Raw genomic sequence first — 8,209 nt, forward strand, 5'->3', positions numbered from 1 at the left:
TCGACGGCGCGCTCATGCGCGATGCCGAACTTGTTGTCCTTGAGGCCCGTGGAGATGTACGGATGGGTGCGCGCATCGACGTCGGGGTTGACGCGCAGGCTGACGGGCGCCCGACGGCCCAGAAGAGCGGCCACAGCCGAGAGCTGATCCAGTTCGGCCTCGCTCTCCACGTTGAAGCAGTGCACCCCGACTTCGAGCGCGTGCTTCATTTCGGCGCGCGTCTTGCCGAGACCCGAGAACACCACCTTGCCCGGATCGCCACCGGCGGCCCGCACACGCTCGAGTTCGCCGCCTGAGACGATGTCGAAGCCGCAACCTGCCTCGGCGAAGGTCTGGAGCACGGCCAGGCTGGAGTTCGCCTTCATCGCATAGCAAATCAGATGCTGGCGGCCTTGCAGCGCTCGCTGGTAAGGCTCGAGCGCGGCGAGCATCGCGCGCTGCGAATAGACGTAGAGCGGCGTGCCGAAGCGCTCGCACAGTTGGCGTGCCGCGCAGCCGTCAATGAAGAGTTCGTCGCCGCGGTAGGCGATGAAGGGTGCGCCGGGCAGGCTCACTGCGAGGCCGGCGCTGCCGGCGGCGTGCTGACTTGCGGGGCGGAGGCGCTACCGGCGGGCGGTGCCAGAAATAGGGAGCCCTTCTGCCCGCAGGCGGCGAGCGCCAATGCACACACTGCGAGTGCGGTGCAGCGGCTGCCTAGAATCTTCAAGCGTTTCAACATGAATGGATTCTACGAATGAGCCCTGCCTCTGCTGATTCAGTGCCGGCGTCGCTCAGCGACGCGCAGTACCGGGTGCTCACGTCCGAGTTGCTGGGCGGCATCGAGCGTCAGGTCGACCGATGGCTGCAGGACGACGAAGTCGACATCGACGCCGCGCGCACGGGCGGTTTGCTCGAATTGAGTTTTCCCGGGGGCAGCAAGATCGTCGTCAACACGCAGCCTCCCTTGCAGGAAATCTGGTTGGCGGCGCGCCGGGGCGGCTTTCATTACCGCCACGTCGACGGTCGCTGGCGCGACACGAAAAGCGGTGCCGAGTTCTGGGGGACCCTGTCCGAGTGCGCCAGCGAGCAGGCGGGCAAACAGTTGGCGTTCGATGCGACGGCGACTTGAGCCTGCCTCGAGCGGCTGACGCGTCGCCTTTGCGGGAAGGGCGCGCCGACTCGCCTCAGTTCTTGAACAGGTCGAGGATGCTCCGGCGCTCTTCTTCGGTCGGCGCCGGCGGGGCGATCGGGTCTTCGAGACCCAGACTCGTTACGCCGTTGTCCGGCCCGTACTCCTCGTAGTACCACTCGCCAGCGACATTGAGGACGCCCGGCGGCGGCTTGATCTCGTTGACCGGCACATCCTTCAGGACGGTGCTCATGTAATCGATCCACACCGGCAATGCCAAGCCGCCGCCGGTTTCGCGCTCGCCGAGCTTCTTGGGCTGGTCGTAGCCGATCCATACCACCGCCACCAGGCTCTTCGTGTAGCCGGCGAACCAGGCGTCGAGCGAGTCGTTGGTGGTGCCCGTCTTGCCGTACAGGTCCGGGCGCTTGAGCACCGCCTGCGCACGCGCCGCCGTGCCGGTGCGGGTGACTTCCTGCAGCAGGCTGCTCGTCAAGAAAGCATTGCGCGGGGGGATGGCGGGGACCGAAACATCGGGCACCGACACGTCGGTCTGAGCGACGATGCGGCCGCGGTTGTCGGTCACTCGCGTCACCAGCACCGGGTTGACGCGGTACCCGCCGTTTGCGAAGACCCCATACCCGGTGGCCATCTGCAGCGGCGTGACCGAGCCCGTGCCCAATGCCAGCGGGAGGTAGGGCAGGTGCTTGTCGGCGTCGAAGCCGAAACGGCTGATCCAGCTTTGCGCGTAGTCGGTGCCGATCGCCTCGAGGATGCGGATCGAGACCATGTTCTTCGACTTCGCCAGGGCGCGGCGCATCGACATCGGGCCGTCGAACTCGCCGTCGTAGTTCTTCGGCTCCCAGGGCTGGCTGCCGGTGGTGACGGCGTCGTAGAACAGCGGCGCGTCGTTGATCACGGTGGCCGGCGTGAAGCCTTTTTCGAGTGCGGCGGAGTAGATGAAGGGCTTGAAGCTCGAGCCCGGCTGGCGCCACGCCTGGGTCGCATGGTTGAACTTGCTCTTGGCATGGTCGAAGCCGCCCACCATGCTGCGGATGACGCCCGTTCGGGGGTCCAGTGCGATCAGCGCTGCCTCGACCTCGGGCAACTGGGTGATCGACCAATCGTCCTTGTCGCCCTGGATGACCCGGATCACCGCGCCGGGGTTGATCTTGGTCTTCGGGTTGGCCTTCGGCGAGAGGCCGGACGCGGCCGGGCGCAGGCCGGTGCCGCTGATCGTGAGCGTCTCGCCGTTCTGCAGCACGGCGATCACTTCTTTCTGGCTGGCCTTGAGCACCACGGCGGCCTTGATCTCGTCGTTGTCGGGGTGATTGACCAGCGCTTCGGCGATGCGCGCGCCCCTCGTGCTCGCGTCGCCCGACACGTCGATGACGTCCTCGGGGCCCCGGTAGAACTGCCGGCGCTCGAAGTTTGTGATGCCGCGACGCACGGCGCGGTAGGCGGCCTCCTGATCGACCGAACGCACGCTCGTGTAAACGTTCAGGCCGCGCGTGTACGCGTACTCACCGTACTGGCTGTAGATCAACTGGCGCGCCGCCTCGGCCACATAGTCGGCATGCAGCGGCACGACGATGCGCTGGCGATAGACGAGTTCTTCCTCCTCGGCGGCATCCGCTTGTTCTTCGGTGAGATAGCCGTTCACGAACATGCGCTCGATGATGTGCTGCTGGCGCTGGCGGGCGCGAGTCGGGTTGACCACCGGGTTGTAGGCCGAAGGCGCCTTGGGCAAGCCTGCCAGCATGGCTGCTTCGGCCACCGTGATGTCCACGAGCGACTTGCCGAAGTAAATATCGGCGGCGGCGGCGAAGCCGTAAGCGCGCTGGCCGAGGTAGATCTGGTTCATGTAGACCTCGAGGATCTCGTCCTTGCTCAGCTGGCTCTCGATCTTGAGCGCGAGCAGGATCTCGTAGATCTTGCGGGTCAGCGTCTTCGCGGTGGGCAGGTAGAAGTTGCGCGCCACCTGCATCGTGATGGTCGATGCACCTTGACTGCGCGAGTCGCTGATGTTTGCCACACCCGCGCGAACGATGCCGATGTAGTCGACGCCACTGTGTTCGTAGAAGCGGGCGTCCTCGATCGCCAGTACCGCCTCCTGCATGACCTTGGGAATCTGCTCGATCGGCATGAACAGGCGGCGCTCCTCGCCGAACTCGCCGATCAGCACTTCATCGGCCGAGTACACCCGCATCGGCAGCTTGGGCCGGTAGTCGGTCAGGCCACTGATCTCGGGCAGATTCGGGTAGGCCACCGAGAGCGCGATGGCCGCAAGCGCCGCTCCGCCCAGAACCATCGCCAGTGCCACCCCGACCAGGGCTCCGAGCGCCAGCAGCGGCCAACGCACTGCCGCTGGCAGGCGGGCAAATCGGCCGGGGCCGGCACCAGACGAGGAAGAAGGCGAAGAAGGGCTCTTTCGGTCGGTCGCGCTCATGAGATTCCAGGGGATCGAAGTCGATTATAGAAATGCATCGAAGCCGGTTTTCGCCGATCGAACGGCGACTTCCGCACGCGCTTCACGCGACGTTACAAGCCGGCCGGAAAACGTCTCCACGACCCGTGAGTTTTGCAACGCGCAGACGTTGTGCGCTGGGGAAAAAGCGTTTGGAGACAAAGCCGTTACTGCTAGCATGGAAGTAACTTATTAAGAGCCATACAGCGGCTCCAGGGAGACGGTGTGGGCTTTCTTGACGGGTTGATAGGGGGCAAGCAAGCCCCGCTCGTCGGGCTGGACATCAGCTCGTCGAGCGTCAAGCTTGTGGAGCTCGGGCAGGCCGCTTCGGGCGAATACGTCTTGGAGCGTTTTGCGACCGAGAGTTTCGAAAAAGGCTGGATCGCCGACGGCCAGATCGAGAAATTCGACGAAGTCGCCGACGCGGTGCGCCGCGTGATTCAAAAGAGCGGCACGCGCACCAAGCGCGTCGCGCTGGCGATGCCGCAGTCGGCGGTCATCACCAAGAAGATCATGCTGCCGGCCGGCCTGCGCGAGGAAGAACTCGAACTGCAGGTCGAATCCGAAGCCAATCAATACATTCCCTTTTCGCTCGACGAAGTGAGCCTGGACTTTTGCGTGGTCGGGCCGAGTGCTGCTTCGGTCGGCGACGTCGAGGTGTTGATCGCGGCGTCCCGCAAGGACCGCGTCCAGGACCGCCAGGGCTTGGCCGAAGCGGCCGGCCTCAAGCCGGTCGTGCTCGACATCGAATCGCATGCTTCGCGGCTGGCGATGGCGCGCATCATTGCCGCGCTGCCAGGAGAAGGGCGCGATGCGCTGGTGGCGCTGTTCGAGATCGGCGCCGAAACGACCAGCCTGAAAGTGCTGCGCGACGAAGAACTGCTCTACGACCGCGATCAGGCTTTCGGCGGCTCCCAGCTCACGCAAATGATCTCGCGGCAGTACGGCTTCTCTTTTGAGGAAGCCGAGCAGAAGAAACTGGCCAGCGACCTGCCCGAGGACTACGACTCCTCGCTGCTCGCGCCCTTCGTCGACAGCCTGTCGCAGGAAATCGGCCGGGCGCTGCAGTACTTCTTCACCAGCACGCCGCACCACAAGGTCCATTACGTGATGCTCGGTGGCGGCACCGCCACCTTGCCGGGCCTGAAGGAGCGGGTCACCGAGCTCACCGGCTTTGCGTCGATGGTGGTCAACCCCTTTGAAGGCATGCGTCTGGGCTCCGCGGTGCGCGAGAGCAAGCTGCGCCGCGAAGCGCCGGCTTACCTGACCGCGTGCGGCCTGGCGATGCGGAGGTTCCTGTCATGATCTTGATCAATCTCCTGCCCCACCGGGAGGAGCGCCGGCAGCGCCGCAAGAAGACCTTCTATGCCGGCCTCGGCCTGGCTGCGGCCTTCGGCGTGGCGCTCGGCGCGCTGTGGTACCTCGTCTTGCAGCAGATGATCAGCACGCAGCAGGAACGCAACGCCTACCTCACTGCCGAGATCCGCAAGCTCGAAACGCAGATCAAGGACATTGCCACGCTCAAGGCCGAGATCGAGTCCCTGAAGGCACGACAGCAGGCGGTCGAAGATCTGCAAACCGACCGCAACATCCCCGTCTATCTGCTCAACGAGCTGGTCAAGCAGACGCCCGAGGGCGTTTACCTGACCGCCATCAAGCAGAACGATCAGGTCGTCTCCGTCACGGGCATTGCGCAGACCAACGAGCGCGTCTCGGAGTTCTTGCGCAACACCGCCTACAGCTCCGAGTGGCTGGAGAAGCCCGAGCTGGTCGAGATCAAGGTCGCCAACGTGACGACGGCAAATCGCGAACAAAAGCGTCTGTTCGACTTTTCGATCCGGGTGACCCTCAAGCGCCCGCCGACGTCTGCCGATAAATCGGCCTTGCCGGGGGCGGCGCGTGCCTCGGCACCTGCGTCCCCCGCGGCGCCGAAGCAGTTGTAAGAGGCCGGCACATGGCGACCAAAAACAAAGCAAACGTGGATCTGAACTCGGTTTTCGCCGAGTTGTCAGGGCAATTCCGCGGCCTCAATACCAACGAGCCGGGTCAGTGGCCCCTGCTGCCGCGGCTCGCGACCTTTGCTGCCGTGGCGATCGCGGTGCTGATCGTCGGCTGGTTTGCAATGCTGTCGGGAACCACCGACGAGTTGCAGGCCGAGCGAGACCGCGAACCGGGCTTGAAGCAGGATTTCCGCGCCAAGCTCGGCCAGGCGGTCAACCTCGGCGAGTTGCGCAAGCAGAAGATCCAGGTGCAGGAATACGTGACCCAGCTCGAGAAACAGCTGCCCGGCAAGGCCGAGATGGATGCGCTGCTCTCGGACATCAACCAGGCGGGCCTCGGCCGCGGCCTGCAGTTCGAGCTGTTCCGTCCCGGCCAGGTGGCGGTCAAGGATTACTACGCGGAACTGCCGATCACGATCAAGGTGTCCGGGCGCTATCACGACATCGGCTCGTTCGCGGCCGATGTGGCCAACCTGTCGCGCATCGTGACCCTGCACAACCTGACCATCACCGGTCAGCAAGGCGGCGCCAACGCTGCTGCGGCAGGCGCGGGCGGCAACCTCACCATGGATGCGCTGGCTCGCACCTACCGCTACCTCGACCCGGCCGAAGTGGAACTGCAGCGCAAGACCGAAGCGGCCAAGAAGCCGGGCGGAGCGAAGCGATGAAAACCTCGATGCAACGCCTTCGCCGCGCGGCCTGCATGGCCGCGGCGCTCGCCGGTTTGGCTGCCTGCGGCACCGAACAGGAAGAGCTGCAGGGCTGGATGGACCAGCAGCGCCGCGAAGTTCGGCCCAACGTGCCTCCCCTGTTGCCTCCCAAGCGCTTCAATCCCGAGCCCTACAGCCAGGCTCGCGCGGTCGAGCCGTTCAGCAGCCAAAAGCTCAGTGTTGCGCTGAAGCAGGAGGCGCGCGCTCCGAATTCGCTTTTCGCTGGCGAAGTCAATCGCCGCAAGGAGCCGCTGGAAGCCTACCCGCTCGACTCGATGGCGATGGTGGGCAGCGTGGCCCGCGCCGGGCGGCCCTTCGCACTGCTGCGCGTGGACAACCTGCTCTATCAGGTCAAGGTCGGCGACTACGTCGGCCAGAACTACGGAAAGATCACCAAGATCTCCGAGACCGACGTGACGGTCCGTGAGGTCGTCCAGGACGCATCGGGCGAGTGGATAGAGCGTGCCGCGGCCCTGCAGTTGCAGGAGCAGGCGCGATGAAGAACATTTGGGAGACCCTGAACATGAACCAATGGCGAGCACCCGCCGTCGCGCTCGCGCTTTCCTTCACCGCGTTCAGCACGTGGGCCGAGAACGCGATTCAGTCGATCAACAGCACGCAGCAGGGCGCTGCCGACGTGGTGCGCATCGAACTGAGTGAGCCGCTCGCCAACGCGCCGGCCGGCTTTGCCGTGCAGACGCCGCCGCGCATCGCCATCGACCTGCCGGGCGTGAGCAGCGCGCTGGGCAAGAGCAGCGTCGAGATCAACCAGGGCAACCTGCGGTCGGTCAACGTGGCGCAGGCCGGTGAACGCACGCGTCTGGTGCTCAACCTCAAGCAGCCCGCCACGTACAGCGCCACGATCGAAGGCAAGACGCTGGTCTTGACCGTGCAGACCACCGGCACGGCCCTGGCCGCCGGCTCGTCTTCCGCGGCGCCGGTCGTCGCGCAGACACCGGCGGAGCCGGTGCGCTTCGCCGACAGCCTCAACGAGGCGCCGCAGGTGCTGAGCAACATCGACTTCCGGCGCGGCCAGGACGGTGCAGGCCGGGTGGTCGTCGATCTGCCGAGCAACCAGGTCGGTGTCGACATTCGCCAGCAAGGCCAGAACCTGGTGATCGAATTCCTCAAGACGGCGTTGCCCGAGAGCCTGCGCCGCCGGCTCGACGTGACCGACTTCGGCACGCCGGTGCGCACCATTTCCAGCTTCCAGAGTGGCGACCGCGTGCGCATGGTGATCGAACCCACCGGCGTGTGGGAGCACAGCGCCTACCAGTCCGACAACCAGTTCGTGCTCGAAGTGCGGCCGCAGAAGGTCGATCCCAACAAGCTGACGCAGGGTCCGGGCTATGCCGGCGAGAAGCTGTCGCTCAACTTCCAGAGCATCGAGGTGCGCGCGCTGCTGCAGGTGATTGCCGACTTCACCAACTTCAACGTCGTGACCAGCGACACCGTGACCGGCAACGTGACCTTGCGGCTCAAGGACGTGCCCTGGGATCAGGCACTCGACATCATCCTGCAGGCCAAGGGCCTGGGCGTGCGCAAGACCGGCAACGTGCTGTGGATTGCGCCGAAGGACGAGATCGCCACCAAGGAAAAACTGGAGCTCGAATCCAAGGCGCAGATCGCCGCACTCGAGCCGGTGCGCCAGCAAGCCTTCCAGCTGAACTACACCAAGGCCGAAGAGGTGGCGCGGGGTCTGACCGGTCAGCTCAGCGGGCAGGGCGGCGGCGGAGGCGGCGGCAGTGATGCGGCCGGCGGCAGCAACAACGGCCGTGTCTTGTCGAGCCGCGGCAGCGTGGTCTACGAGACCCGCACCAACCAACTGTTCGTGAGCGACACGCCGACCAAGCTGGAAGAGATTGCGCAGATGATCGCGCGCATCGACATCCCGGTACGACAGGTGCTGATCGAAGCACGCATCGTC

The 8,209-nt window shown here is 65.1% G+C and carries 8 protein-coding genes and 1 pseudogene; 6 read left to right on the forward strand and 3 right to left on the reverse strand.

Going from position 1 to position 8,209, the window contains the following annotated elements:
• Both H0W38_RS10945 and H0W38_RS10950 read right to left on the reverse strand, forming a co-directional pair.
• Positions 1-554, reverse strand: a pseudogene (locus tag H0W38_RS10945) (diaminopimelate decarboxylase); the annotation flags it as partial.
• A complete protein-coding gene (locus H0W38_RS10950; protein ID WP_292453831.1) occupies positions 551-718 on the reverse strand; it encodes a lipoprotein in 168 nt (55 codons plus the stop codon). The gene H0W38_RS10950 and the pseudogene H0W38_RS10945, both read right to left, overlap by 4 nt.
• Before the next feature lie 15 nt (positions 719-733).
• Between H0W38_RS10950 and cyaY the strand changes: the two genes are divergently transcribed.
• Positions 734-1,108 (forward strand): iron donor protein CyaY, encoded by a 375-nt coding sequence (cyaY, locus tag H0W38_RS10955; RefSeq protein WP_292453834.1) that lies wholly within the window; start codon positions 734-736, stop codon positions 1,106-1,108.
• A gap of 55 nt (positions 1,109-1,163) precedes the next feature.
• On the opposite strand, the gene H0W38_RS10960 is transcribed toward cyaY, so the two are convergent.
• Complete coding sequence (locus H0W38_RS10960; RefSeq protein WP_292453842.1) at positions 1,164-3,416, reverse strand: penicillin-binding protein 1A; 2,253 nt, start codon at positions 3,414-3,416, stop codon at positions 1,164-1,166.
• A 381-nt stretch (positions 3,417-3,797) separates the two neighbouring features.
• Between H0W38_RS10960 and H0W38_RS10965 the strand changes: the two genes are divergently transcribed.
• The 5 genes from H0W38_RS10965 to H0W38_RS10985 form a co-directional block, all read left to right on the forward strand.
• The gene (locus H0W38_RS10965) at positions 3,798-4,877 is read left to right on the forward strand and encodes a pilus assembly protein PilM (protein WP_292453837.1); all 1,080 of its coding nucleotides are present in this window, start codon (positions 3,798-3,800) and stop codon (positions 4,875-4,877) included.
• Entirely contained in the window at positions 4,874-5,515 is a 642-nt protein-coding gene (locus H0W38_RS10970) for a PilN domain-containing protein (protein ID WP_292453838.1), read from the forward strand. The genes H0W38_RS10965 and H0W38_RS10970 overlap by 4 nt, the downstream gene beginning before the upstream one ends.
• An 11-nt stretch (positions 5,516-5,526) precedes the next feature.
• Positions 5,527-6,240, forward strand: coding sequence for a type 4a pilus biogenesis protein PilO (locus H0W38_RS10975; protein ID WP_292453839.1), 714 nt, complete (start codon positions 5,527-5,529; stop codon positions 6,238-6,240).
• Positions 6,241-6,248: 8 nt separating this feature from the next.
• Positions 6,249-6,782, forward strand: a complete 534-nt coding sequence (locus H0W38_RS10980; protein ID WP_292453840.1) for a pilus assembly protein PilP — start codon at positions 6,249-6,251, stop codon at positions 6,780-6,782.
• A 23-nt stretch (positions 6,783-6,805) separates the two neighbouring features.
• Positions 6,806-8,209, forward strand: a 1,404-nt coding sequence (locus H0W38_RS10985) for an AMIN domain-containing protein (RefSeq protein ID WP_292453845.1), incomplete at its 3' end; no start/stop codon positions are given.

It is taken from the genome of Methylibium sp. (assembly GCF_013817365.1).
In the GTDB taxonomy this organism is placed as follows: Bacteria; Pseudomonadota; Gammaproteobacteria; order Burkholderiales; family Burkholderiaceae_C; genus Methylibium.

Coding starts and splice junctions, on each gene's coding strand:
- H0W38_RS10950 (WP_292453831.1), bottom strand. CDS start 718: ATGTTGAAACGCTTGAAGATTCTAGGCAGCCGCTGCACCGCACTCGCA.
- cyaY (WP_292453834.1), top strand. CDS start 734: ATGAGCCCTGCCTCTGCTGATTCAGTGCCGGCGTCGCTCAGCGACGCG.
- H0W38_RS10960 (WP_292453842.1), bottom strand. CDS start 3,416: ATGGTTCTGGGCGGAGCGGCGCTTGCGGCCATCGCGCTCTCGGTGGCC.
- H0W38_RS10970 (WP_292453838.1), top strand. CDS start 4,874: ATGATCTTGATCAATCTCCTGCCCCACCGGGAGGAGCGCCGGCAGCGC.
- H0W38_RS10975 (WP_292453839.1), top strand. CDS start 5,527: ATGGCGACCAAAAACAAAGCAAACGTGGATCTGAACTCGGTTTTCGCC.
- H0W38_RS10980 (WP_292453840.1), top strand. CDS start 6,249: ATGCAACGCCTTCGCCGCGCGGCCTGCATGGCCGCGGCGCTCGCCGGT.